At 45.8% G+C, this 26907-nt stretch carries 21 protein-coding genes and 1 tRNA gene; 6 read left to right on the forward strand and 16 right to left on the reverse strand.

Going from position 1 to position 26907, the window contains the following annotated elements:
* Positions 1 to 1137, reverse strand: a complete 1137-nt coding sequence (locus T456_RS0115820; protein ID WP_024866986.1) for a DUF4317 domain-containing protein — start codon at positions 1135 to 1137, stop codon at positions 1 to 3.
* Between the two features lie 10 nt (positions 1138 to 1147).
* The gene (fliY, locus tag T456_RS0115825) at positions 1148 to 1753 is read right to left on the reverse strand and encodes a flagellar motor switch phosphatase FliY (RefSeq protein ID WP_024866987.1); all 606 of its coding nucleotides are present in this window, start codon (positions 1751 to 1753) and stop codon (positions 1148 to 1150) included.
* Positions 1754 to 1976: 223 nt separating this feature from the next.
* On the opposite strand from fliY, the gene T456_RS0115830 reads away from it, so the two are divergent.
* The 5 genes from T456_RS0115830 (at position 1977) to ptsP (ending at position 7837) form a co-directional block, all read left to right on the forward strand.
* Complete coding sequence (locus tag T456_RS0115830) at positions 1977 to 2726, forward strand: DeoR/GlpR family DNA-binding transcription regulator (RefSeq protein WP_024866988.1); 750 nt, start codon at positions 1977 to 1979, stop codon at positions 2724 to 2726.
* A 14-nt stretch (positions 2727 to 2740) separates the two neighbouring features.
* Positions 2741 to 3646 carry a 1-phosphofructokinase gene (gene pfkB, locus T456_RS0115835; protein ID WP_024866989.1) on the forward strand — a complete coding sequence of 302 codons (906 nt, stop codon included), beginning with the start codon at positions 2741 to 2743 and terminating at the stop codon, positions 3644 to 3646.
* Positions 3647 to 3700: 54 nt separating this feature from the next.
* Positions 3701 to 5635 (forward strand): PTS fructose transporter subunit IIABC, encoded by a 1935-nt coding sequence (locus tag T456_RS0115840; protein ID WP_024866990.1) that lies wholly within the window; start codon positions 3701 to 3703, stop codon positions 5633 to 5635.
* 136 nt (positions 5636 to 5771) lie between these two features.
* Positions 5772 to 6035: an HPr family phosphocarrier protein gene (locus tag T456_RS0115845; RefSeq protein ID WP_024866991.1), complete on the forward strand. Its 264-nt coding sequence runs from the start codon at positions 5772 to 5774 to the stop codon at positions 6033 to 6035.
* A 95-nt stretch (positions 6036 to 6130) separates the two neighbouring features.
* Entirely contained in the window at positions 6131 to 7837 is a 1707-nt protein-coding gene (ptsP, locus tag T456_RS0115850; RefSeq protein ID WP_024866992.1) for a phosphoenolpyruvate--protein phosphotransferase, read from the forward strand.
* Between the two features lie 73 nt (positions 7838 to 7910).
* On the opposite strand, the gene T456_RS20465 is transcribed toward ptsP, so the two are convergent.
* The 6 genes from T456_RS20465 to T456_RS0115880 all read right to left on the reverse strand — a co-directional run bounded on the left by T456_RS20465 (position 7911) and on the right by T456_RS0115880 (position 16643).
* On the reverse strand, positions 7911 to 9551 hold the full coding sequence (locus tag T456_RS20465) for a methyl-accepting chemotaxis protein (protein WP_024866993.1): 1641 nt from the start codon (positions 9549 to 9551) through the stop codon (positions 7911 to 7913).
* A gap of 225 nt (positions 9552 to 9776) precedes the next feature.
* Positions 9777 to 11111, reverse strand: coding sequence for an NADP-specific glutamate dehydrogenase (gene gdhA / locus T456_RS0115860; RefSeq protein ID WP_024866994.1), 1335 nt, complete (start codon positions 11109 to 11111; stop codon positions 9777 to 9779).
* 184 nt (positions 11112 to 11295) lie between these two features.
* Positions 11296 to 12603, reverse strand: coding sequence for a cell wall hydrolase (locus T456_RS23875; RefSeq protein ID WP_024866995.1), 1308 nt, complete (start codon positions 12601 to 12603; stop codon positions 11296 to 11298).
* Complete coding sequence (locus tag T456_RS0115870) at positions 12488 to 13690, reverse strand: Gfo/Idh/MocA family protein (protein WP_024866996.1); 1203 nt, start codon at positions 13688 to 13690, stop codon at positions 12488 to 12490. Before T456_RS0115870 ends, T456_RS23875 begins: the two co-directional genes overlap by 116 nt.
* A gap of 24 nt (positions 13691 to 13714) precedes the next feature.
* Complete coding sequence (locus T456_RS0115875) at positions 13715 to 15052, reverse strand: SH3 domain-containing protein (RefSeq protein ID WP_024866997.1); 1338 nt, start codon at positions 15050 to 15052, stop codon at positions 13715 to 13717.
* Between the two features lie 88 nt (positions 15053 to 15140).
* Positions 15141 to 16643 carry a carboxypeptidase M32 gene (locus T456_RS0115880; RefSeq protein WP_024866998.1) on the reverse strand — a complete coding sequence of 501 codons (1503 nt, stop codon included), beginning with the start codon at positions 16641 to 16643 and terminating at the stop codon, positions 15141 to 15143.
* A gap of 116 nt (positions 16644 to 16759) precedes the next feature.
* On the opposite strand from T456_RS0115880, the gene T456_RS0115885 reads away from it, so the two are divergent.
* Positions 16760 to 16831: transfer RNA gene (locus tag T456_RS0115885), tRNA-Arg, on the forward strand.
* A 248-nt stretch (positions 16832 to 17079) separates the two neighbouring features.
* Here the strand turns inward: T456_RS0115885 and T456_RS0115890 are convergent.
* From T456_RS0115890 to T456_RS0115925, 8 genes are all read right to left on the reverse strand, one after another.
* Complete coding sequence (locus T456_RS0115890) at positions 17080 to 17991, reverse strand: DUF5688 family protein (RefSeq protein ID WP_024866999.1); 912 nt, start codon at positions 17989 to 17991, stop codon at positions 17080 to 17082.
* A 251-nt stretch (positions 17992 to 18242) separates the two neighbouring features.
* The gene (gene efp, locus T456_RS0115895) at positions 18243 to 18800 is read right to left on the reverse strand and encodes an elongation factor P (RefSeq protein ID WP_024867000.1); all 558 of its coding nucleotides are present in this window, start codon (positions 18798 to 18800) and stop codon (positions 18243 to 18245) included.
* Positions 18801 to 18899: 99 nt separating this feature from the next.
* On the reverse strand, positions 18900 to 19334 hold the full coding sequence (locus T456_RS0115900; RefSeq protein ID WP_024867001.1) for a type II 3-dehydroquinate dehydratase: 435 nt from the start codon (positions 19332 to 19334) through the stop codon (positions 18900 to 18902).
* A gap of 31 nt (positions 19335 to 19365) precedes the next feature.
* Positions 19366 to 19878 carry a DUF1961 family protein gene (locus T456_RS0115905; RefSeq protein WP_024867002.1) on the reverse strand — a complete coding sequence of 171 codons (513 nt, stop codon included), beginning with the start codon at positions 19876 to 19878 and terminating at the stop codon, positions 19366 to 19368.
* A gap of 163 nt (positions 19879 to 20041) precedes the next feature.
* Positions 20042 to 20560, reverse strand: coding sequence for a GNAT family N-acetyltransferase (locus tag T456_RS0115910; RefSeq protein ID WP_024867003.1), 519 nt, complete (start codon positions 20558 to 20560; stop codon positions 20042 to 20044).
* On the reverse strand, positions 20557 to 21486 hold the full coding sequence (locus tag T456_RS0115915; protein ID WP_024867004.1) for a GNAT family N-acetyltransferase: 930 nt from the start codon (positions 21484 to 21486) through the stop codon (positions 20557 to 20559). The genes T456_RS0115910 and T456_RS0115915 overlap by 4 nt, the downstream gene beginning before the upstream one ends.
* A gap of 7 nt (positions 21487 to 21493) precedes the next feature.
* Positions 21494 to 21949: a hypothetical protein gene (locus tag T456_RS0115920; RefSeq protein WP_024867005.1), complete on the reverse strand. Its 456-nt coding sequence runs from the start codon at positions 21947 to 21949 to the stop codon at positions 21494 to 21496.
* A gap of 75 nt (positions 21950 to 22024) precedes the next feature.
* Entirely contained in the window at positions 22025 to 26899 is a 4875-nt protein-coding gene (locus T456_RS0115925) for an AarF/UbiB family protein (RefSeq protein ID WP_024867006.1), read from the reverse strand.
* Positions 26900 to 26907 lie beyond the last annotated feature (8 nt).

Here is a 26907-nt window from a genome sequence, read left to right on the forward strand (position 1 = left end):
TCACTTGTTCATGAATGTCCTGACATTGATGCCGTTGACCTCTATATGATCGTCAACAGCGATCACCAGACATTGTCTTCCGTCTACAATCCTGGATTCCACAAGATCTGTTCTGTCAGGTTTAACCTTAATGACAACATCGGGGGTCTCAATATCAAATTTCTTGGTATTGGCAATATTGCTGGCAAGAAGGGGATGATCGCCCTCTCCCGCACACTTTGTGTAGTTCTCTTCAAAATAATTGAGTCTGTCTTCCGGAACACCACTGTCAGAAAGAAGCTGTTTGACATCCTTTCTGGAGAGCTCCAGAGGCTCGGGATCATCCACATGGTCCTCGATCATCTCATTGAGATTATCATGAATATTCTTCATGATGTCGTAATCTGCCTCTTCGCCGATGGTATTCTGAACCACAGCATCAAAAATGTCCTTCTGCTCAGGAGCTGAAATGGGAGCCATTCCTCCGAACATGGCCTCAACAAACTCAGGCTGAAGGTCCTCGGGCTTCTTGGTGTAGTAGAGCATATTGTGGATGTCTGTGTTTCTGTCTATAAAAGCCGGGAAAAGAAATCCCTTAACCGGAGCTTCAACGGCCCAGTCCCTGAACCTCTCTTCAATCTCATTAGTCTGTTCGTTGTAGCCAAGTCCCGCCTTGGTTCTCTTAACGGGACATATACTACAGAGCATATAATCATATATGTTCTCCGAAGCATCCTCCATCATGATACCATCCCCTGTAATACCCGGGATATCATATACTGCATGCACAAGGATGATGAAGTAATTCTCTCCGTTCACATAGTTGGCGATTATCTTGTCGTAGCATTCATCCACCAGCTCGTCATCCTCAAGCTTGGAGTTCCTTAAAGTCAAAAGAAAGTCTTGAGTACCTCCCGGCTGTTCCTGGTCCAAAGGGAACTCAAGACTGATCAGATTCTTACCAAAGGTTCCGGTAAGAGTGTGCTGGAATATATCCAGGTATCTGTAAGTCTCCTCATCAGGAAGGGAATGGAACGCCTTCCTGAAGGTGAGCTTTTTATTTTTCTCGTGATCCACATAGCATCCGCAGATGTGGTCGATGGTGCATCTTTCCTGTGTAAACTGTTTCTTGATCTCTAGTGTTTCTGCTTTGTTCATTGGTTTATAGTTACTTTCCTTTACTCATAAATTTATCGCACATATCCAGCGCAAACTGTACGGGATAGAGCTGTACCATAACGGAGTCGATAAGGTCTCCTATGGTCATCCTGAAGGCGATCTTTACGAACCTGTCGTAGGTAGTATCAAACATCTTCTCAAACACCTTGATACTCTCTACATCTATCTGATTGACAATAGGTGTACTGATATCGGTAGCAACCCCAAGCATGGATGACAGTGACGTAGCGCTGGTTCCCATCATCTGGTTCATGGCTTCGGATGCAGCTGAAAGATGAAGATCCGTGATCTCTCCTGCGGTGTTGGTTCCGTCTCCGCCCATCATAAGATCGGTCATGACCTTAACGTCATGCTCCTTGAGCACCAGAACGTTATTGCCCTGAAGTCCCTTAACATAATGGATCTGCACAAAGATACAGGTCTTCTCATAATCATCAAGGGCTTCGCTTCTCTTTATGACCTTGACATTAGGAGTAGTGATGTCCACCTTCTTATTGACCATCATACTAAGGGTTGTCGCGGAATTACCCATACTAATATTTGCTATTTCGCCAAGAATATCAACTTGTTCATTAGACAGAATAATCTCTTCCAAAGTCAGTCACCTCCATAGGCATAATGCAACTCATACTACTATTTTAGTGTATTTAAGTGCATTTTGCAAAACTTTATTGTTTTTTAAGATTATATTTTATGATCGTTTATATTCGCTTTGTGATTATTTAATAAAATCTTTATTGATTATTTGTGATTTATTTTGATTGATTTTGATTTTTTATGGTGCTACCATGTAATCAGAATATGAGGAGGTATGTAAAATGCTCACTCAGGAAAGACGCGACCTTATGGTCGCCTATATAAATGAAAAGAATGCTGTCACGGTAGCCGACCTGATGAAGGAGTTTGACGCTTCTGCCGCTACTGTGAGAAGAGATCTCTCGGTGCTTCACGATGAGCGCAGGATCCTGAAGGTCTTCGGAGGTGCAACTTCCATTTCATCTTTGGATGTCAATACCAAAGAACCTTCAGTTACCGCCAAAGCCTCGCTCAACGTTGAGGAGAAAGATAAGATCAGCAAATACGCCGCTTCTCTTATCAACGATGATGATTTTGTCTACATCGACTCCGGAACCACCACCCTTGAGATGATCAAATATATAGAGAATACCCGCGCCAAATACATCACCAACGGCATCGTCCATGCCAAGAAGCTTTTGGAGAAGGGTCTCGACACCATGATCATAGGCGGCAAATGCAAACCCACTACAGAGGCCATCATCGGCCCCGACTGTGTTGAAGGCATAAGAAGGTATCACTTCACCAAGGCCTTTATGGGAACCAACGGCATTTCCGTGGACGCAGGCTTCACCACCCCGGATGTGGATGAGGCAAGAGTAAAAAGAGAAGCTGTAGGCCACTCCTATATCTCCTACATACTTGCAGATCACAGCAAGTTCGGTCAGATAAGCTCAGTGACCTTTGCAGAGATATCATCCTGCTGCATCATCACCGACAAAGAAGTGAACAAGAACTACAGCAGCAAGACAATCATAAAAGTAGTTTCATAAAAAGGGAGGCAAACATGATCTATACGGTTACTTTTAATCCTGCCATCGACTATGTTGTCAGAATGAGTTCCGAACTGCTTCCGGGTATGACCAACAGATCCAACTCGGAAGAATGCTACTTCGGAGGAAAGGGAATCAACGTTTCCACCATACTCAAGAACCTCGGGCTTGAGAACACAGCCCTTGGATTCACCGCCGGCTTTACAGGCAAGGCAATTGTGGAAAGTGTAAATTCAAAGGGAATCCTTGCTGACTTTATCGAACTTCCCGAAGGAATGTCCAGAATAAACGTCAAGATCAAGGGTCAGGCCGAAACCGAGATCAATGCTCAGGGCCCGAAGATTCCCGAAGATGCTCAGAATAAGCTCTTCGACAAGATAAAAGAGCTTAAGGACGGAGACATCCTTATTCTTGCGGGAAGTATTCCCAACTCTCTTCCCAGCGATGTATACGAGAGGATAATCGCCCTTGTGGCAGACAGAAAGATTGATGTCGTTGTGGATGCGACTAAGGACCTTTTGAAAAACGTCCTGAAATACCATCCATTCTTAATAAAGCCAAACAATCACGAACTTGGTGAGATGTTTGACACGGTACTTAAGACCGACGAGGAATTAGAGATCCATGCCAAGAAGCTCCAGGAAATGGGCGCAAGAAACGTACTTATCTCCATGGCGGGAGACGGTGCAATGCTCATAGCCGAGACCGGTGAGAAGTTCAGGATCGGCGTTCCCAAGGGAAAGGTAAGAAACTCAGTCGGTGCAGGCGATTCAATGGTGGCAGGTTTTATAGCCGGATATCTCAAGACCGGAAGTTATGAGGAAGCTCTCAAGATGGGAACCGCAGCAGGAAGTGCAACCGCATTTTCCGATGACCTGGCAACCGGAGAAGCAATCACACAGCTTTATCAAAATCTTTAAGAGGGGATTTTATAAAGAGGATACAAAATCGGCAAAAAGCCAAAAGGAGGGTCTATGAAAATCACAGATTTATTAAAGAAGGAAGGCATCGCTCTTAATGTGGGCGCAGCCGACCAGGAGGCAGCCATCGATAAGCTTATCGAGCTCCACACCAAGGTTGGCAATCTTTCTGACGCAGGGGAATTCAAGAAAGCAATCCTTGCAAGAGAAGCAAAAGGTTCTACAGCCATCGGAATGGGTATCGCCGTTCCTCATGGCAAGTCAGCGGCAGTCGCTAAGGCAGGCGTTACAGCCATGACTATTCCGTCAGGTATCGACTACAAGTCTCTTGACGGCAATCCCAGCAACCTCTTTTTCATGATCGCTGCACCTGATACTGCAGCCGACACACACCTTGAGGTGCTCTCAAAACTTATGACACTTCTCATGGACCAGAACTTCGCCAAGAAGCTGGTTGATGCAAAGACTCCTGATGAGTTCCTTGGCATCATCGATGAGAAGGAAGCTGAGAAGGACAAGGAAGAAGCTGCCAAGAAAGCTGCTTCTGCTGCTCCTGCTCCCGCACCGGCAACCGTTAAAAAGCTTGTTGGTGTTACAGCCTGCCCTACCGGCATCGCTCACACCTTCATGGCAGCAGAGGCTCTTGAGCTCAAGGCAAAAGAGCTTGGCTATGAGATCAAGGTTGAGAAGGACGGTTCAGGCGGAGCCAAGGACGTTCTTACTTCAGCAGAGATTGCCGCAGCGGATGCAGTTATCGTAGCCTGCGACAAGAATATTGAAATGGGAAGATTTGATGGCAAGAAGGTCATCATCACTTCCACAAAGGAAGCTATCCATGCTCCCGAGGGCCTTATTAACAAGGCAGTTTCCGGAGAAGTTAACGTTTATCATCACACCGGTGCTGTTGCAAAGGCAGATGACTCCTCCAAGGAGAGCGCAGGAAGAAAAGCTTACAAACACCTTATGAACGGCGTATCACATATGCTGCCTTTCGTTATCGGTGGTGGTATACTTATAGCAATAGCATTCCTTTTAGATGATTACTCAATCGATCCCAGCAACTTCGGTTCAAACACCCCCGTTGCTGCATGGTTTAAGTCAATCGGCGGCGCCGCATTCGGCTTCATGCTTCCGATCCTTGCAGGTTTCATCGCCCAGAGTATTGCTGACCGTCCCGGTCTTGCAGTAGGTTTCGTAGGTGGTTACCTTGCTTCAACAGGTGCAACATTTGCAGCACCCGGCGGAGATGTTCCTTCCGCATTCCTTGGAGCTCTTGTTGCAGGTTTCGTAGGTGGTTACATCGTACTTGGTCTTCGTAAGGTATGTGAGGTTCTTCCTCCCGCCCTTGAAGGAATCAAGCCCGTACTCATCTACCCTCTCATCGGAACACTTCTGATCGGCCTTGTAATGTGCCTCATCAACCCTGTTGTTGGCGCACTTAATGCATGGATCTCAGGCGTTCTCACAGGAATGTCCAGCGGATCTATTATCGCTCTTGGTGCACTCCTTGGCGCTATGATGGCAACAGATATGGGTGGTCCTCTTAACAAGGCAGCTTACGCCTTCGGCCTTGCAAGCCTTGCAAACCAGAACGAGACAGGTTACATGATCATGGCAGCCATCATGGTAGGCGGAATGGTTCCTCCCATTGCCATTGCTCTTGCAACCATCATCTTCAAAAAGAAATTCACTGCAGCTGAGAGAAAGTCCGGCCCTGTTAACTTCATCATGGGTCTGTCCTTCATCACAGAGGGTGCTATCCCCTATGCCGCAGCTGATCCTCTTCACGTAATTCCTTCACTCCTTGTGGGTTCAGGAGTTGCCGGAGCTCTTTCAATGGCCTTCAAGTGTACACTTATGGCTCCTCACGGCGGAATCTTCGTATTCCCTGTAGTAGGAAACGTAGCTATGTATCTTGTAGCTCTTCTTATCGGCTCCGTTGTAGGATGCGCACTGCTTGGAATTCTCAAGAAAGATGCTCAGGAATAAAAAAATTTCATTATTTTATTCCTGCGTAGGATGGCACGGATTATCGCTGCTTCGCTGCGATAATCCGGCCCGGTAAACGTCGAAGACGTTTACCCATATAACATTATGTCCACATTTACAGAAAGGAAACAAAATTATGGTATCACAGAAAATCACAGTGACTAACGAACAGGGAATGCACATGCGTCCCGCCAGCGTATTCAGCCAGGCTATGACCCCCTTCGCATCAGACGTTAAGATCGTTTTCAATGGCAACACTTTCGATGCCAAGAGCGTAATGATGCTCATGAGCGCATGCATCAAGTGCGGTGCAGAGATTGAGGTTCAGTGCGACGGCGCTGATGAAGCTGATGCTCTGAAGAAGGCTATCGAACTCATTGAAAGCGGACTTGGAGACTGATTTCGAAATCCTATCGTGTTTAAGTAAGCATGGTCGTTCCGGTTAGGGTTATGGCCGATAGCAGAACTTCATTATGAATCTGGGAGGATTACAAGATGTACAACGGAATTGCCGCTTCACGCGGAATCGGAATCGGCAGCATCTGTGTTATCACTGAGCATGAACTCAAGTATGATGCTGTCAAAGTAGAAGACACAGAAAGTGAAAAAGCCCGCTTCGACAGTGCTCTTGATCAGTTCAAAAAAGAGACCTCGGAAATGGCCGAGGACATCAGAAAGCGCATCGGACCCAAAGAAGCTGAGATCCTTGAAGGACATCTTGTAATGATGTCAGATCCCACCATGTCCGGTGAAATGAGCAAGATGATCGCTGCAGGCCAGTGCGCTGAGTCAGCAGTAGAGGCTGTTTGCGATATGTTTATCGGAATGTTTTCAAAGATGGACGATGACCTGATGCGTCAGAGGGCTTCGGATATCAGCGATATCAAGGTAAGCCTTCTGAAGATCCTTCTCGGAATTCAGGACATTGACATCAGCAAGGTGGCTCCCGGAACTGTTCTGGTTGCAAGGGATCTCACTCCTTCCATGACATCTCAGATCGTCAAGGAAAACGTGGTGGGTATCATAACAGAAGTCGGCGGCAAAACTTCCCACTCTGCCATCCTGGCAAGAGCCCTGGAAATTCCTGCCGTACTCTCCGTTCCCGACATCACTGCCCTTGTAAAGGACAAGGACACCGCCATTGTTGACGGCACAGAAGGTAACGTATACATCAATCCCGAGGGAGACATCCTCTCCCAGTACATCATAAAGCGCGAGGAATACATCAAGAAACAGGCCGAGCTCAAGGGATTCTTTGGAAAAGAAACAGCTACATCCGATGGTATTAAGCTTGAGCTTTTCTGCAACATCGGCACTCCCAAGGATGCCAAGAAGGCTGTTGAATGTGACGGTGAGGGTGTAGGTCTTTTCCGTTCCGAGTTCCTGTTCATGGACAACACCAGGATGCCCACTGAGGACGAGCAGTTTAATGCCTACAAGGAGGCTGCGCAGACCCTGGGCGGCAAACCTGTGATCATAAGAACTCTCGATGTCGGAGGAGACAAGGATATCCCTTATCTCAACATCAAGAAGGAGGAAAATCCCTTCCTTGGATACAGAGCCGTAAGATACTGCCTGGGTAACAAAGACAGCTACATGATACAGCTCCGTGCCATTGTAAGAGCCAGTGCCTTCGGCAAGGTTAAGATCATGGTTCCTCTCGTAACCTGTGTGGAAGAGATCCGTGCGGTCAAAGAGATGGTGGCAGAGATCAAGAAGGACTTCGATGCTAACGGCATCGCCTACGACAAGGATATTGAAGTAGGCTGCATGATAGAGACGCCTTCCGCTTCTCTCATAGCCGATCTTCTGGCAAAAGAGGCAGACTTCTTCTCCATCGGAACCAACGACCTTACACAGTACACCATGAGTGTAGACAGAGGAAACGCGGACGTAGCTTACCTCTATTCCACTTTCCAGCCCTCGGTTCTTCGCTCTATCAAGCACATCATTGAGTGCGGAGTAAATGCCGGGATCCCTGTTGGAATGTGCGGAGAAGCCGCTGCAGATCCACTGATGATACCGCTTCTTATATCCTTCGGACTGACGGAATTCTCCGTAAATCCGGTACTGGTGCTCACCGCAAGGTGCATCATTTCCAAGTGGAGCAAAGCTGAGGCTGATGAGATCACTGCCAAGGCTCTTGCCCTTGAGACCGAAGGAGAGATCGTTAAGCTCCTTAAGGAAGCTGCAAAAGAATAATTCTTTAAAAAAAGGACCCCGGTGCTGTAAAATGAGCACCGGGGTCCTTTATAATTCATAAACACAGGTCTGATTATTTAAAGAATTCTATTTCTTTGTTAAGCTGCTCCGCTATCTTCCTGAGGTCATCTGCCGAACCTGCAAGAGTTGTAACGGTCTGTGCAAGCTCCTGCATGTGAGCCCCTGTCTCTTCTGAAGAAGCTGCATTCTCCTGAGAGATTGCTGACAGTGCACCCATGATATCAACTACGGCATCCTTGGAAGTAGCACACTGCACTGCTCCGTTGCTGATGGTCTTAACACCGCCTACAGTGGAATCTATATCGCCAAGCATTCCGTTAATGGCATCAATAGTCTCTCCAAGAGCTGTCTGCTGATCAATGTTACCCTGCTTTACATCTTCCGCTGCAACAACGGCAGCATTTGCTTCTTCAAGAAGTACCTCCATCTCCCTCTTGATCTCATCAGCCATCTGCCTGGAATTATCAGCCAGCTGCCCAATCTCACCGGCAACTACCGCAAAGCCCTTTCCGGCTTCACCGGCTCTTGCCGCCTCTATGGAGGCATTCAGCGAAAGAAGGTTTGTCTGGGTTGCAATGGATGTGATTCCTTCAACCTTGGATGAAATGTTATTAACAGCTTCCTGAGTCTTCTGAATGGTACTGGTGATCTCTTCTATCTTTGCTGTCATCTCAGCAGAAGAATTCTGCAGTGACTCCAAAGACTGACTTGAAACCTGAGATGCCTCTTTCATCTTGTCTGCCAGACCACCAAGATCATCCGATGACTCCTGAACGCTCACAACAGCATCACCAATCTTTCCTACATTCATGGCTGCATCCTGGATCTCATTTGCCTGCTGGGAAGCACCTGAAGCTATTTCCTGAACAGCAGTTGAAACATCATCGGCTGTGCGTGATAACTGGCCGGCCATATCAGCCACTTCATCCGAAGAATTTTTTACTCCGGCTGCAGATTGTCTGATACCATTTACTATTCCTTCCAGCTTATCTATCAGAGCGTTTGTATTATGTAACGCTTCACCTATCTCATCTTTTCTTCCAAAGGTATCTTCTGTCTTTACAAATTCACCGTTTGACAGATGTTCTATACCATTATTTATTGCCACAATGGTTCCGGCCATACTCCTGGAACCTACAATGCCGACAAATATGCAGAATGCAAAAAGTACAAGGCCCACCACGATCATGATCACCAAAGACCTGGTGATCTTCGCCTCAACGGAGGTTCTGGGAACACCGGCAAAGGCCATGGCCACAACTTTTCCGGAATCATTCTTAACAGGCACATAGGCCACGAAATAGTTTGTTCCTGCGACAGGAGTCTTCTTGGATGAATAGTTCTGTCCTCCGTTTATAACTGCCGCAACAACAGAATCTGCCGCCTTTGTTCCTATAACGGAGCTTCCCAGAGAAGAATTTTTTCTTGTATCTCCTTCAAACCAGGTAAAGTCATAGCCGGTGCCATGCTTAAGCAGATTTTCCGTCTCATTATCTCCGGCTTCCCTGTCGGTAAGGTGGATAGCTATATCCTTATATGTGTATGCAGCGGCCTGAAGACCTTTTAGAGCCTCATCCTCCATACCGGTTCTGACAAATCTGGTGCCAAGTATAAGCATGGTCACAGTCAGACCAACAGAAGGAATAATAGTAAAGAGCAGAATACTTAATCTTACAGACCGTTTTTTCTTCATAAAGCGCCTCCTAATATAATCACTACTACCACATTGATATATCGTCATGATGCGTAAAATTATTAACGTTTATTCGTCTTGTTTTATTTTACTACTGTTTTTTAATCATTCAATATCCTGCACACTCACTTCCGCTCACATTCATATTGTGTTCCCCGAATCAAAGAAGGCCGGAGCGTATGCCGCTCCGGCCCTAAATTATTACGTTATTTTTTAGCTAAATTATTAAACGATACCCTGAGCCTTCATAGCCTCAGCAACCTTAAGGAAACCTGCGATGTTGGCACCTGCAACGTAGTTGCCTTCCATGCCGTACTTTCTTGCAGCATCATCAATGTTGTGATAGATGTTAACCATGATCTGCTTAAGCTTAGCATCAACCTCTTCGAAGGTCCATGAAAGTCTCTCGCTGTTCTGGCTCATCTCAAGAGCTGATGTAGCTACACCGCCTGCGTTTGAAGCCTTACCGCAAACGAAGAGTACCTTGTTGTCCTGAAGATACTGAGTAGCCTCGATGGATGTAGGCATGTTAGCACCCTCGCAGACAGCCTGAACACCGTTGGCAACCAGCTGCTTGGCATCATCAAGGAGAAGCTCGTTCTGAGTTGCGCAAGGAAGAGCAACATCACACTTAACTGACCATACACCCTTGCCCTCGTGGTACTCTGCAGAAGGTCTTGCTGATGCATACTCTGTAAGGCGGGCTCTCTTAACCTCTTTGACCTCTTTGAGAAGTGCTACATCGATTCCCTCGGGATCATAGATCCAGCCTGTGGAATCTGAACATGTAACAACCTTGGCTCCCAGCTGCTGAGCCTTCTCAATAGCGTAGATAGCAACGTTTCCGGCACCGGAAACAACTACTGTCTTGCCCTTGATGTCAGAGCCGTTGCACTTAAGCAGCTCCTCTGTAAGATAAAGAAGGCCATAACCTGTAGCCTGTGTACGAGCCAGTGATCCGCCGTAGGTAAGTCCCTTTCCGGTGAGAACGCCCTCGTAGGTATCTCTGATCCTCTTGTACTGTCCGTACATATATCCGATCTCACGTCCGCCGACACCGATATCACCGGCAGGAACGTCTGTGTCTGCTCCGATATGTCTGTAAAGCTCTGTCATGAAGCTCTGGCAGAATGCCATAACCTCTCTGTCTGACTTGCCCTTGGGATCGAAGTCTGAACCACCCTTACCGCCGCCGATAGGAAGGCTTGTAAGAGAGTTCTTGAAGATTTGCTCAAACCCAAGGAATTTGATAATACCAAGATTTACTGAAGGATGGAAACGAAGTCCTCCCTTGTAAGGTCCGATAGCTGAATTGAACTGGATACGGAATCCGTTATTAACATGAACCTGTCCCTTATCATCAACCCAGGGTACTCTGAAGAGGATCTGTCTCTCGGGAGTTACAAGTCTCTCTAAAAGAGCGTCCTTGCGGTACTCTTCTTCATTGGCCTCAATAACTACACGAAGTGACTCAAGCACCTCTTTAACCGCCTGATGGAATTCAGGCTGAGCGGGATTTTTCTCTACAACATAGTTGTAAATTTCATCAACGTATGACATCTTTTTTCGTCTCCTTCCATTGAAATGCGCGTATTTATGCGGATTCGCAAACTTTGTATACAATTATACATTTCACCGGTTTAAAGTGCAAGAGTTTTTTGCATGAATATACAAAAAAGGAAGCTCACTGCGGGAGCTTCCCTTGTAATCTAAAAAACTCTTCCTTGCTGCTTATTACAGGCTCTTACCCGCCGTTCTCTCCGGATCCTTCACCGGAATTTCCCTCTGAGTTCTCAGAACCGTTATCTTCACCGCCTTGCTCCTGCTGTGATCCTCCGTCTTCGCCTGCCGGCTCCGGCTCAGGTTGCGGCTCGGGCTGAGGTTCGGGCTCAGGTTTTGGTATCGTGATCCATCTGTAAAAGAATGCATGGTTGCCGATCATGGTGTATTCGGCGATCCCATAGTAGTCGGCCCAGTATTTGGTCATGAAAAAGAGATAGTCACCTACACGGGCACCGTCCAGGACCTCCTGTGCCGCCCTCATGCAGGTGGAATTTGGACCGTTGTTTATAATAAGCTCAACCTTCCCGGATCTGTAGGAAGCAAACTGCATATTCTGGGTAATGACCGCTATAACCGTATTGGGGAATGCAGAGCTCTTTACTCTGTTCATGATAACAGAGCCTACCGCAAGTTTGCCGGTATAGGATTCTCCGCCGGCCTCCGCCTGAATGGTGGCTGCAAGCCATGCAAGCTCCGTGTCGCTGGCGCTGTAGGAACCCGAAGTATCCTCTCTTGTAAGGGCAAGTCTCTCTGCTATCTGTTTAGCCAGTTCCGCCTGTGCCGCAGCTACCTGAGATTCCAGTGCCTTCATCTTCTGATCAAGATTTGCCAGCTGATTCTCATAGTCAGCCAGCTTGTTCTTCTCGTTTGACAGAGAACTGTTGGTGGAATTTAACTGACTCTTGACTGTATCCGTAAGGGAAGAGAGCTCATCATGCTTCTCATCGAGCTGGTCCTGATATGCATCAAGTTCCGCTTCCTTTTCTTCCACCTCGGCCTTCTTGAGCTTAATGCTGCTCTGAAGATCCTTGTATTCGGATATCTTCTTCCGGTCATACCGGATTATGGCATCCAGATACTCAAACTTGGTGAGAAAGTCGGAAAGAGACCCTGATTCCAGCAGAATCCTGGCAAGTCCCGATGTTCCTCCGCTCTCATAGGTTGACTGAAGACGCTTTTTGAGCAGTTCGTATCTGTCGCGCTCCATTTCCTCGGCTTCCTGAAGTTGACCGTTAAGATCCACTATCTGAGCGGATACTTCGGCCATCTTGTCCTCAGCATCGGAAATCTCCTTATTGAGGGAGTCCAGTTTGTTGGAATAGCCCTTGATGGTGCTCTGGAGGCTGCTGCTCTGATTTTGCAGGTTGTTTACGTTACTCTGCGTCTGTTCCCTCTGCCCCTGGAGCGCTGTTATCGCGTCCCTGGTCTCCCTGGTCTGCTTCTCCAGATTGGAGATTGTCTCCTGAGTCTGGGCTTCCTGCTGCTGCATTTCCTGGATCGTCTGCTCCAGCCGCCCCGCCTGGCTGGGAAATGACATCTGCCCCAGCATCAGGGACAGAATTATTATTCCCATCAGAATTCTTTTCTTCATACGCTTCCTCTCCCGGGAATCTTATGTTGTTGCTCCTTCTGATGAAGTCCATCATATTCATGATCTTAAGAGACTCGGAATGAGGCATCTCCGGACACTCAAGCCATTTCTCCTTGATAGCCCTTATGCACGCCTCTATCTCATACTCATAACCTGAGATCTGCTTGGGTCTGTTATATTCGGCGATCTTCTTGTACTCGCTGTTATAGACTGTAATGCTCTCAGGGTTATTGATGTTCTCAACAACGATAAAGCCCTTCGGGCCATAGATAATGCCTTTCCTGTCGCTGCTGGCAAGAGCTGTAGCGTTCAGTACGGCCATTTTTCCGTTTCTATATCTAAGGGTAATGCTGTCCTGCATATCCATTCCAAGGTCATTATAGGTACAAATGGACGCTATATCAGCCACATCGTTGCCAAATACCATGGAGGCAAAATTGAGGACGTAGACACCAAGATCAAGCAAAGCGCCGCCGCCAAGGGCAGGCTGATTGATCCTGTCTTTATAGACTATATTGTAGCCCAGGTTTGCAGTGAGCATAGTGGGCTCTCCGATAACATTACTGGAAATGACCTCTGTTAACTTGGTCCTGAGGGGCATATACCTTGTCCAGATAGCTTCGGTCAAAAGAAGATTCTTTTCCTCGGCATATTTGAAAATGTCCGCAGCCTGTTTCTCATTGAGCATGAAAGCCTTCTCGCAGATGACGTTCTTGCCTGCGGAAAGAGCCAGCTTGCAGTTCTCAAAATGCTCCGAGTGGGGAGTAGCAACATATATAAGATCCACTTTGGGATCAGACACCAGCTCCGCGTAGGAGCCGTATGCCTTTTTAACGCCAAATCTTTTGGCAAAGTCATCGGCTTTCTCCTGACTTCTTGATCCAACGGCGTAGCAGGTAACACCTCTCATCCCCTTTAACGTGTCAGCCATAACCTCGGCAATCTTGCCTGCACCCATGATACCAACTCTAAAGCTTCCGAACATTGATGTTACCTCCGTTTTGTAAGATCACTGTCTTAAGAATTCCGATTTGATATATCCTGTATTCTTATTATACTCTACTTTTGCCCATCCGTTTGAATATTGTTCCACAACATTTACCGTTGAACCGGCATAGATAGTACCCAGAGAATCGGTATCTGTGCCCTGTCCCTTACGAAGCTTGACGGATTGAGTCACAACAAGCTTGCCTGTCTTTGCATCTGACTTAACCTTGGAATCGGTGGTTGTCTCCTGCTGGGAAGTAGTGGCCTCGGCTGCAGCATTATCAGCCTGGGTCTCCTCCTGCTCATCGCTGTCCTCGGAAGCATCATCCTGCTCCTCATTGTTCTCTACCGGAATAACTTCGGTCTCTTCGGATACCGTCTCAAAGAACTCGGTCTTTACATAGGCTACGCCGTTCTTGTACTCAACCTTACTCCAGCCGTTGTCAAGTCTCTCAAGCTCCTTGAACTCCTGACCCTGTGTGGTCTTATCAAGGGTATCGGCAGTAACTGAATCAGAGCTTCTGATATTGACTACATCCAGAGCCTTGATAACGCGCTTGGTCACGGTAACTGTACCGGGCTGCTCCTCTGTGGTAGCTTCCGAAGCACTCTCATCGGGTGTGGAAGCCTCTGCTGTTGCAAGGCCTTCTCCCACGGCAACCTGAATTCCGGAACGCATTCTGGTAAGAAGCTCTGCAAGATTCTCGTCAGCGCTTACCATCTCGTTGTAGCGGGTGGCGATCCTGTTGTTAAGATCTATAACATCAGCCTGAACACTGATCTGTTTGATATAGTCTATCTCTGCAGCATCTGCGATGTCTCCGTTGATATAGAGAGTACCGTCATCATCCGTACAGATATAGAGGGTTTCAAGGCCGGGAACAGTTCCGTCATAATCAAAGAGCTTAACCTCATTGTAGACATAAGCCACATAGCAGCCCTCTCTGGGGCCCGGCTTGGTATAAACGGTAATGTTCTCAAACTTGTCGATATATTCCGATGCCGCAACAGCCTTAAGGATCTCTGTCTCTTCAAGGCCTCTGTATATCTCGGAAAGAGTATCGGAATCCCCTGCTGCTGATGCGGTATAGTATCTCTCAACAAGGGCATTAACCTCGGGATATGCATTCTCTTCCATGGTAACATCCGGGATCTCGATAACAGATGCCTCTGTGGCTGCGGTGTTGACCTGTGCAACCTCCGTTGCTCTCTTGTTGGCATTGATGGCGATGACAACCGTCAGAACCACTGCAACCACAAGAACAGCAGGCATCAGATATTTCTTATTGTCCCCCAAAAAGGCGGAAAATGAATTGGTATTATTTCTCCAGGACTTGTTGTCCTTTTTATTATTTCTCATGGGTAAAACCTCAATAATCTCCTACAAATAAATACAATGAAACATACTGATTTTATCTGTAAAACAGGCCTTAGTCAAGGGCGCCGCATTACAGTGAAAGGCCGTAAACTTCAGAGTATTTCTTCTTGAAGTAGTTTAAAAGCGGCTGTGCCGAGAGCTCCTTGTTACATACCTTTTCAAGAACTTCCGATGATGTCCTTGTGGATCCGTACTTGTGAATGTTCTCCCTAAGCCATGCGGTTATCTTCTTAATGTCGCCTGCTGCCAGAATGTCATCTACAGGACCAAGTTCAGCTTCAATCGTCTCAAGGAACATGCCGTCATAGATGCTTCCCAGAAGATATGAAGGGAAATATCCAAAACTTGCGTCTGACCAGTGCATATCCTGAAGAATACCCTCAGCGTCTGTCGGAGGAACGATGTGAAGCAGTTCTTCCATCTTCTTATTCCAAAGAGCAGGGAGCTCATCTACTGATACACCGTCAATAAAGATAGCTCTTTCTACCTCGTATCTTAAAATGACATGCAGGCAATAGGTAACCTCATCCGCATCTGTTCTGATAAGGCTGTTCTGCACATGATTGATCTCACGGACAAACTCCTCCAGAGTAACATCCTTAAACTCGGGAACGATCTCAAGAACCTTAGGCCAGATAGGCTTCCAGAAGTTGATGTTTCTTCCCAGGATATTCTCAAAGAATCTTGACTGGCTCTCGTGAAGACCCATGTAGTTTATGTTGGAAGCTTCAGTATCCTTATACTTCTGATCTACTCCCTGCTCAAAGAGCGCGTGGCCTCCCTCGTGGATTGCGCTGAAAATAGGAGCAATGACCTCATGCTCGTGATAGTGGTTTGTGATCCTTACATCATTTATGGACATGGATGTAGTGAAGGGATGCTCCGTCTGCGCCTGTGCAAATCTTGTCATATCCATTCCCATGTACTCAACCAGGAACTCGCAAAGAGCCGCCTGTTCGTGGGCAGGGACAAACATGGTGAACTTACTGTGATCGGGCTGAGGTGCTGCGGTTATCTTCTCCACCATAGGCACCAGTTCCTCTTTGAGCTCACCGAATACCCTGTCGATGGTCTCCTGGGTCATCCCCTCCTCGAACTGATCTATAAGGGCGTCGTAGACTTTTTTGTCCGGGTTCATATAGCCCTGGTACTTCTTCACTGCCTCGATGGTCTTCTCTAAAAGAGGCTTGTAGTAATTCCAGTCATTGTTCTGCTTAGCCTTGGGCCATGCCATGCTGGATGCGGTGGTGGTCTTCACATACTCCTCGTAGAAGTCAGCAGGAACCCTGCGGGCCTTGTCCAGATCCCTCTTGGTCCTTGAAATATCAAATTTATAAACATCATCAAGTTTGTCAAATTCCTCAGGCTCACAGAGCTTGCATACCAGATCGTAGAACTCGTCGGAAGTGCTCTTCTTAAAGGACTCCGTGGAAAAATATGTGATGGAGTCGGAGAGTTTCTCCTGTCCTCCCTCAGGGGCTGTGGTCTGCATATCCCAATACATCAGGCTGACTGCATGACCCATATATCCAATCTCTTTTGAAAGCTTTTTATACTGCTCAAGTAATGTCATTATTGTCTCCTTCATAGGGCGAAAACCCGCATTGTTATCATATTTTAGTACAACACTACAATTATACCTTTAATCTCTGTAATTTCAAGCAAAGTTATGGTATTATAGTCTAGTGCGCACCCGTAGTCTAATGGATAAAACGTAGGCCTCCGACGCCTTTGTTGCAGGTTCGAGTCCTGTCGGGTGCATTTTTTATGCCTAAGTTAAACGGATGAACTGAAGCATATTGACATTTCCAAAAGAAATTGCTATATAATTGGTATGGAAACGGGTTTTTACCGCATTTCACTGTTGCGGGCTTCTCGTTTCCTTTTTTATTGCAATAACATCATATAGATACTTGTTGCCATTTTCTGCATGGTTTACCAACAGGACTCCTATATAACAAGCTTCTTTCCCTCAGCATCCGTAACAACTGTAGCGTTCCTGTTGTCAATCAACTCGCAATATCCTCTTCATTATCTGCGATGAAGATTCTGTCGCTGTCACTGTGATATACGTAGAGGTTGTCGCTAAGGATCTCCTCGTCGCTAACAGTTGTGGTATTTACTTCATTTATGATGCTGCGAAGGTTATTTGCATCAATGCCAAACTCGCTATCAGGCAGCACCAGCACCTCGTGGATCGATGAGGGAATGATGTACAGGTCGCACTCAAGGTCTTCTGCAAGCCCCTTTAATACTCCCGGGTAAAAAACTGATCCTGCTCCGAGGCACTCTGATGTATTGCTCACCACATAGATCCCACATATGGGGAAAAGATCATCATCGCACCCGGTAATTCTCTGAAGCACATCCGCAAGGCCGCGCACCTTGACAGGAGCGAGCTTTGGCGCATTGTCCCTGATATTCTCCCAAAGCTCTTCCTCTGAAATCTCCCACATCCTTAAGTGAGTATTTGTAACGGTGATATTGCCGCTTCCTATAACATCGTTGTCCACTCTGCAAAGGGGAACCATGGCAAGATCCAGTACCTTCCTGTAGGGAATATCCTTAAGGCTAACTTTATTCTTTTCATAGTTCACCAGCTTGTAATACATCCTTCCCGAAACCTCTGAAAAATCCCTGAAGAAATCCATCTCCATTCCCGCTGCAGGAACGCTGCTGGCATGGTACATCTTCACCAGATCATTGACTATACTCATAAGCATCACACCGTTTTTGTAATCTTCAAAAAAGCTGTCAATGTAGATTGTTGGAGATACGAACTCTCCTTCTTTTCTGATTGCAAGAGCATTTCTTATCACTCCGTTATTCTTAACCACCTCACTTACTTCAATATGGTAGTCACCACCGAGTACATCCTTAACTTCTGCGGCAAGTATCTTGCCAAATTCTTTTATATCCATATCTGTTTTCTCCTTTAAATTTTCTGTTAAAGCAGACACTCAAACTCGAAAATGCAAGCATTTTCGAGTTCGTGTAGCTCGCCATATAATCAAATTTGCATTTGCGTGCAAGCACGCATGCAAATTTGATTACATGGCTCTGCTTTAACACGCAAAAAAAGACAATAGAGATAACTCACGCTTTCTCTATTGTCTTACTTAGTTTCTATAGTCTTATGATTGTTCTGTCAGATATGGTTATACGTATATGATCAAACTCTTGAAAGGTACTCGCCTGTTCTTGTATCGATCTTGATAACATCTCCCTCGTTTACGAAGAGAGGAACAGATACTGTAGCACCTGTCTCTACAGTAGCAGGCTTTGTAGCACCTGTAGCTGTATCACCCTTGAAGCCGGGCTCTGTCTCTGAAATAGTAAGCTCTACGAACATAGGAGGCTCAACTGCGAATACATTGCCGTTGTAAGACATTACCTTACATGTCTCATTCTCCTTAACGAACTTGAGAGAGTCGCCAATCTGATCAGCTGTAAGACCAATCTGCTCATAGGTCTCTGAATCCATAAAGTTGAAAATATCTCCATCCTGATAGAGATACTGCATATCCTTCTTGTCAATTCTTGCTGCAGGGAACTTCTCAGTAGGGCGGAAGGTTGTCTCCTTAACACCGCCATTGATGATGTCCTTGAGCTTAGTTCTTACGAAAGCAGCGCCTTTACCGGGCTTAACATGCTGAAATTCAATAACCTGACATACGTTTCCATCAATCTCGATGGTTACACCATTTCTGAAATCACTTGCAGAAATCATAGAAAATCCTCCTAAATTACATTACATCAAACAACTTTAGTAGTATAAACTATCATATCACATTTTTCAACTATTTTTTATACCTACTTTTAATATGATTTACTTCATGTCATGGATCATATCCATTGCCTCAAGATAGCCCTTAAGCCCGTGGCCGTAGATCTGCTTGTGGCAGGCAGGGGCAGTAACGGACACCTTTCGAAACTCCTCTCTGGACTGAATGTCCGAGATGTGAACCTCGATCTTGATTATGTTCTCAAGACTCTTTAGAGCATCGTGAATTGCGTAGCTGTAGTGAGTATATGCTCCGGGATTTATAACGATGCCATCTGTTCCGTCGCTGTAGGCAGCCTGGAGTCTGTCGATGATGGCTCCCTCATGGTTAGACTGGTAGCATTCCACTTCGTCTCCGTCTGCGGCTGCTTTTTCTTTTATTGTGTTGCAGAGGTATTCGTAGTCCTCATTGCCGTAAATATTCTTCTCCCTGATTCCGAGGAAATTCAGGTTTGGTCCGTTTATTACAAGTATTTTCATACGCTCAAATCCTCCCATCGTATGCATTCTATTAAATCCAGGTAACCTTAAGGTTTCTGTACTCTGCTGCAAGATCACCGTCCTGCCTGATCACTACGTTTCCGCCTGTAAGCATCTCTCCATGGGTCATGCCGTCGTCATGGAAACTGAGTATCTCCAGGTCATTTATCCAAAACGCCACGTCTCTTCCCTTTTTAAGGATAGTCATCCTGTACCACGATAGCTCTTTTCCCGAATATTCAGGATACAGGTCAGGCAAAGGATCTGCTCCTGCAGCAACTACGCCGTTTCCGGCATCCTTTATAAGACTGCAGACGTGAAAGGCCCGGTCTTCCTCACTCCCCCGCCTGAAGTAGACCATGTGAAATGCATTCTCATCCTTCATGGCAAAAGAGACAGCTGCGCAGCCTGCGCCTTTTATGGGCTTAAATTCCCACTCAATTTTAATGTCGGCTGGAAATACTCCCGGAAGAAAGATCCCCTCATGCTCCTCCCCCGCAGCAAAAGTTCTGATCTCAGGATCCTCATATACAACTTTAGACATCTGTAATCCCCCCAAATATAGCAAATACCTTTTACGCAATTATATCATGGATGCCCTCAAAAAAGGACCTGACCGCCGGGACTCATCGCGGTTTCGCTATTTTCAAGCATGACCTAAAAAAATAGCGAAAGCACCCGGCAAACTATTGCCATAAATTTGTCAACTAAAAGGCCTTAACATAAAGCCCCTTCTCTTCCCGCTTAAATCCAAGCTTCTCCAGGACCCTCACGGAGGCCACATTCTCCTCCTCAGCCCTGGCAAATACCCGGCGGATCCCGAAATGATCCCTGCAATGATCAAGTATGCTGCTGCAGGCCTCTGTGCAATAGCCCTGTCCCCACAGGTCCTGTGCAATAAAAAAGCCCAGCTCTGCGCAGTCCTTCTCAAACATCCAGTCGTAGGGGTACTCATCCCTGTCAACATCAAAGCGGGGCTCAAGACCCGCTTCCCCGATCAATGCATCAGTCTCTTTGTCGAATATGCCCCACATCCCATAGCCGTATCTGCGATAGACCAGCTCGGCATACTCCCTGCAAAGGAGCACCTCTTCCTCATAGGCTTCCGGCGGGTCGATATAGTCCGTCATATGTGAGCTTTTAAAAAGCTCAGCCTCAGCTGCCACATCGCCTTCCTCAAGTTCTCTGACATAGCATCTTTTGGTCTCTAAAATTGTCTCCCTCATTTACTATCCCTGTTTCTTTGCCACTTTGATTTCCAAAGCACATTTTTCTGAAATGGAATATCGAAGACTTCCCTCTCCCAGGCCGATTCCTGGTAGTCGTCTTCCTCCTTCTCATATCTGACATCCGGCACTGCGCCGCTGCTTTTTGAGATGTCCTTGGAGACGCTGATGCACTCCGATATCACTTCTATATTACTTTCATCAGAAAGAGTATTTTTCAAAAGAGCTATCACTTTACTGTTATAGGCGGCCATGGTAAGTCTGTTATATCTCCGCTCTCCTCCGACATTCCTTATGGCTTCAACCATTCCAAGCATTGCAAGAAGAATATAGGCCGGGTCCTCCATTTTCTTCGATATAAGAAAATCCACATTCAGATCTCTTTCCATATCCGTACAAAGAACCACGGCAGCAGGTTTTCCATTGGAATCAAAAACCACAGTGCTTACCCGGCTGTTGCAGTGAGCCATATCATAGCCTGTAACATCGGCTCCCACATCGCCAAGAAGGTCAAATACCTCCTGCATCCTTGTAACGGTAAGGTTGTAAAGCTGCGTATAAGATGCCAATCCCCTATCGGCCCAAAGAGCCTTTTTTACCTTTGGAGAATAAAGAACCACTCCAATGGGAATCGCCAAAATATCCGTAGACTTTGCCCCGGTATACCCGGCACTCTCAAACAGCTCTTTTGCCCCTTTAGCTTCGCAGGAAAAATCAGCGTACACCTTCCTGATCCCGCGATGGAGAAGAATCCTTTCAGAAGCAAGGAGAAGCTTTTTGCCGATTCCCTTCCTCCTTGCATCTTCGGGCACGACAATAGAGAGGATACGGGCCATATCCCTTGAAAGCTCAAAGGTAAGGAACGCCCCCTCTTTGTCAGTGATCCTCAGGATCCTATCGCTGTTTACGGTTACGATCACCTGCATAGGGCCTCTATCTCCGGGTCAGTTTTATCAGTCTTTGCCTTTCATCCTTATCATCCAAAGCAGGAATAAATCCGCATTCCCTGAAGAAAAGAACTATCTCATTCTCCTCAAGATCTGAGATTATCTCCTCATCTTCATTATAGGGAATGTCTGTCAAAATAACATCAACATCCTGCGATTTCAGTATCTGTGTTATCTGTCTTACAAGCCGCAGGCCTTCCTCGTTGTGCCTGAAGCCCTCAGTTACATAGATATAAACAAGCTCGGCATAGTACAGACCACGCGAAGTCATACCAACATAGAACTGGGCTATTCCCACAAAATCATCTTCTTTGCCGTCTTCACTATCCACGCTAAGGAGGGTAAAGTACCCCTCCTGTCCAACGTTCTTAAATACAAAATCGGGAATCCCCGCAAAGCTCCCTTCCAAAGGGGCCTCATCTATCGAATAAATCCTGGTCATGCCAAAGTCCTCACTAATGAAATGAACCACCCTCAGCGACCCACGTCGGAAAGGGTTTTACGTTATAACATTCTATCAGCCAAAGAAATAACTAAATGCAGCTTTTCCGCCCATGAGAATAAGGTTTCCAATTCCGACATTACCTGCAAATTTGGCCTTATTATCTGATATTAGTTCCTGCATTACATCGGTAAAATCGATGCTCTTAATATCGATGTCCCTGTCATATCGCCCTTCCATGAAGCGTTTCAGCTGGATTTTTGTAATATCCATATGTATCTTACCAAGCTCTGTCAGAAGTTTTGTGATCTTCTCTTTATCTGCCTGGGGGATTCTGGTCATATTCAATATTATCTCATTTTTGTTTGCATATTTTTCTGCCAGCTTATGATACTCCTCCAGCTTTTTATTAAACAACTCACCATAGGCGATCTCAACTTCTGCATCGCCCTCTTTTACGGTGGTCTTTGTAGTTTCTTTGAGCATCATATCCAAATCCTTGATTTTATCATCATAACGTATGACTTTCCGAATCTCACCAAGGAATGATAATGTGATCGGATGATTTTTATTTTTGGCTTCGTTATATTCGACATAAAGATTGTATATTTCGTTAGTAAGAGCAGTCTTTTTGTCATCGGTTAATTCTTTCTTGTCCTGAAGCCGGCGAAAATCTTTCACTTTCTTGTCAATTTCAAGACCTTTAGGTATTACCTGTTCATAGATGGTCAGAATAGATTCTACGCCACTGTCATCCAGCGTCTGTACCGCCGGTAATAATGCCGGCATCAGATTTTTTATACCGATTCTTTCCAGTATTTCTGCGTCTCCTTTTCCCGGCAGCAATTCAACCCAGAAATCTGATGATTCTACATCAAGTTCCCTCTGAACAGTCTCCGCTTTTTCCTTCTTTTGCTCTTCGGAAAGCGTCTTATCATCCTCTATAGCCTTGAACTTAGCTTTCCATTTATCCCTGAAATCAGTCCATTTTTTTCTGTAAGCTTTAAAATCAGGAAGCTTTCCATGGTCATAAGCTCTTTTCAGATCTCTTTCAAAATCAGCCAGTTCTCCAAGTATATGATCATCAAACTCCGCTCTCTTATTGATGGGGGCTATGCCTTTGGCCAGATTGCCTTTCTTTTTGGTATTGTCCACAAGTCCCTTTTTAAATGTCTCCTCGCCTACTCCCATAAGGGAGTCATACTGCTGCTTGATGCTGGCAGCAAACCCGTTTCTCCCTCTGGTCGTAACATATGCATTTTCTATTACAAGGCTAAGGCCAAGCACCTTGTTGTCATATTTCCTGAGATGCTGTTCAATGTTGTTAAGATCCTCACCTATTCTTCCGATCTCGAGGTTTATATCGTCTATGGACTTCTGAAGTCGCAGCTGTCCCTGAGAGAAATTATAAATGGATGCCGGAAGCTTTACTCCAAGTTCCGATGCCCTGATAAGCGCAGCTGCAATACGTTCTCCGGCCTCGGATGCGCTTCCCATTTCCAGAATCTCGCTGAATGCCTCTTTTACTTCCGCCTGCTTATCTTCAGTATAGAAGTCCTTAAAAGCCTCATCCTTGTTATCCAGGAGATTATTGAACTCCTCAAAAAACATATCAACATTACCGGCAGCTGCCGCTGTCATCATTCTGGTAATGGACACCTTCTGTTCATCCGAGAAATTGACAGCATTTCCGTAATCTATGAGGGTACCCTTTGTATCACTTATAAGGATGTTACCGGCATGAAGATCCGCATGATAATAGCCCGATCCGAAAAGAGCTTCCTCAAGCCATTTCTTGGTGATATGGGCCATGATATCCCTCTTTTTGATAAGATCGTTGGCAAGGTCGATAAGCTTATCTCTGGCCTGTTTTGTCTTCTTAATACTCTCATCTGTAAGCGGAATTGTAACTTCTGATACCACTTCTTTTCCCTGATCGTTTATATACTTTTCATGTACCTCATCATGGATTTCTTTTCTTGTTTTAACAGAATCCAAAAGGATATCGTCCAGAGTTTTTCCCGGAGCTTCTTTGATCATAAGGTAATTGGCGGTAGGCGCAATTGTCCTGTCAACTTCTTCAGATTTAACATCTCCGTACCCCTTGTTATATACCTGACCATCCTCAATATTCTTGGCTTCCTGGGAAAGATCCAGCTCCATATAGTAATTGCCAAGCTGCCCCTTATAGGTCTCGTACATACCGACGCTTACCTCTTTGGCACAATCCAGCATAACCTTCTCTTCACGTTTCATGCGGTTCTGACAGTCGGGACGAAGGAGCTTAATGACTACCCTTTTGCCCTCCTTCATACCGGGTCCGTATATATTACACAGAAATGTCTGTCCAACAGAAGCAGCGCCAAGGTTTTTAAGAATTTCTATCTTTGTGACTTTGCCGCCTGATGCCTCTATCATGGCATTCATCTGAGTCTTTACAACTCTCTCGGGAATAGGAGGAAGCTTTGACTTTACATCCCTTAAGGCAAGTTTAACAGACTCCGGAAGACTATCCTCCGGAAATCCCTGGAGCATTTTATGCAAAAGAGGTCCGGCTCCCCGGATAAGTCCGGCAAAATAGTTAGCCTGTATCTGCAGCTTTTCTCTCTCTTTCCCGTACTCCTCTATCAGTGCCTTTTTCTCATTTGTAAGTGCGTCATAACTTCTCTCATCCAGAATATCTTTGAATTTGGAAAGCCTTTTCTTCTTAATCTCATCAAAGAGATGTATACCATCCAGTTTTTGTACTTCAACCTTTTTGCAGGAGCGAAGCGCAGACGAGAGCATAGCCCGCTGGTCCACGGTCTTCATTTTCGCGAAATAGTTCTTCAGAACTTTCCTTATAAACAGACCCTGACCGGCTTCGGTTTTTGTGGCATTCTTCATAATGCTCTTAAGGGTCTCTTCCTCCAGAGGATCATTTTCAACTTCCGGGAACATGGCATCCACAATATTATTAACATTGTGCTGCATGATCTGTGCGGAATCCTTGATTCCCTGCTCCATGGTGCCATGAGCAAGCTCAAGCTGATCATTTACATCTTTATTATTTTGATCGCGGAGAAGTTTCTCAATATCAACGTCTTTCTGCCGCCTTAAAAACTCAACGATTTTCCTGAGTCCTTTTCCTATAACTCCGGCAAAATCATCGTTTTTGTCATCGGACACCTTATCCAGTGACATCTTCTTCATTATGGTGGCTATGAGGTCGTGATCCTTATCACTCTTATCCTCCACAAGAAGCTTAAGAGCCTTTATATTGTCAAGAAGAACAGTCCTTACAAACTCCTTGGGATCGTCAGCATTCTTGTCCATTGTTAAGGTATCACTTGTAAAGACGAATTCAGCCATCAGCTTTTTGACGGCCTTCTCATCGTCTGACCAGTCATTTTCATCAGCATTGGCCTGAACTTTGTACATGGATACATGATCTTCCATCTCACCACCTCTGGCTGCATCAAGTTCCATAAGTTCTGTCAGTGCAATACCGTTTATAAGATCCTCGTCCTGCTTGGCATCCTGAAGAATTTGCTTTATCTGCTCAGGAGTCTTCTTACCCTCTGCAAGTTCTCTGGCATAGCCAACCATGGCTGTTCTTCGAACGTTGTTAAAATCGTCCTTTTTAAGGTCCAGAACCTTGGCAAGGTACTCGGCAACATTGTCTCTGATATGGGTATATTCACCCTTTGTGATATCCGTCTTCTTCCTGTAGCTTTCAAGAAGATCCACAACAGCATCCTTCCCGTAAAATTCGGGACGCTGCATAACATCGTTGGTAAGCTGCTGATATAACCCCTGTGCAGTATTATTCAGCGCTATCTTTCCATGCTTTTCAATAGCAAAAAGCTGATTCTCCGCCGTCTGAAGGATTCTGACTTTTTTGCCCATGACACTTACATCAAGGACCTGAACCTGCCCCGGTTTGAACCGGCTTAAATCCTTCATGAGCTCGAGGTTATTGCTTACAAGCTTCTGTATATCCTTGGGCTTATTTCCTGCTGCCGCATACGCATTCCTTATGCTGTAATCCGCTCCGAAGACTCTCAGTGCGTTTATCACATCATCGCTGGCTTCCTCAGCCTTTAAGGTTTCTTTTATCTCAAGTTTCGAGGTTCTGACCACATTCCGGGACTTAGTTCTGGACATGCCAAGAAGCTCTCCCATGGTATAGTCTTCCTTGTTACTGAAATCCAGATCCTTTACCAATGACAGAGTGTCATTCTCATATGAAAGTCCCTGCCATACGGCAAAAACTTTTTCATAACGCTTATTGTGCTTCTTGGTGGAGAGATAGTCTTCGCAGAATTTGATGGCAACCGCGTAGTATACCTTAAGTTCCTCTATATTCTCCCTTGTAACCTCCATATCCCTGATGGCTTCAAGATGATAGGTAAGGCGCAGAACCTCAGTCTTAAGTGCTGCCATCTCCGGAGAGTCGCTCTTTGAATGATCATTGATCAGAAGCTGTGTGAGATCTCTCGATTTCTTATAGTTAAGGCTCTTAATTGCTTCCTGCTGTTCTTCCTTAGTATAGTAGCTGTATATAGCTTCTTCCTCGATCTCTTCACCATTGGCAAACATATCAAGGACCTTGTTGATCTCATCCACTTCAGCCTGGGTATCTTTGACCCTGCTTGCTTCCCTGGCGTCAAAGTTCCTTTCTTTTTTCAGATCGACTACCAGTCTGTCCTGCCTTGAGAGAAGATCATGAAGATCCCTTGCAGTATACTTAGGAGGCATGGATTTACCTATATCCTGCCTCTTACCGGAAAGCTTAACGCTTCTTACAGATTCGCTATCCTGGCTAAAAGAGTCCTCCATCAGCCTGTTATCTTTAAAGTAGATGGTACTGTTTAAATAGTCCTCCACGTCATAAGGACTTTGCATGTCCTTCATTTTGGGCTGCTGGGTATTGATTTCCTGAATTACTTTTTTCCTGGTCTTCCTCATATTGCGCT

It is taken from the genome of Butyrivibrio sp. FCS014, assembly GCF_000526935.1.
Classification (GTDB): Bacteria; Bacillota; Clostridia; order Lachnospirales; family Lachnospiraceae; genus Butyrivibrio.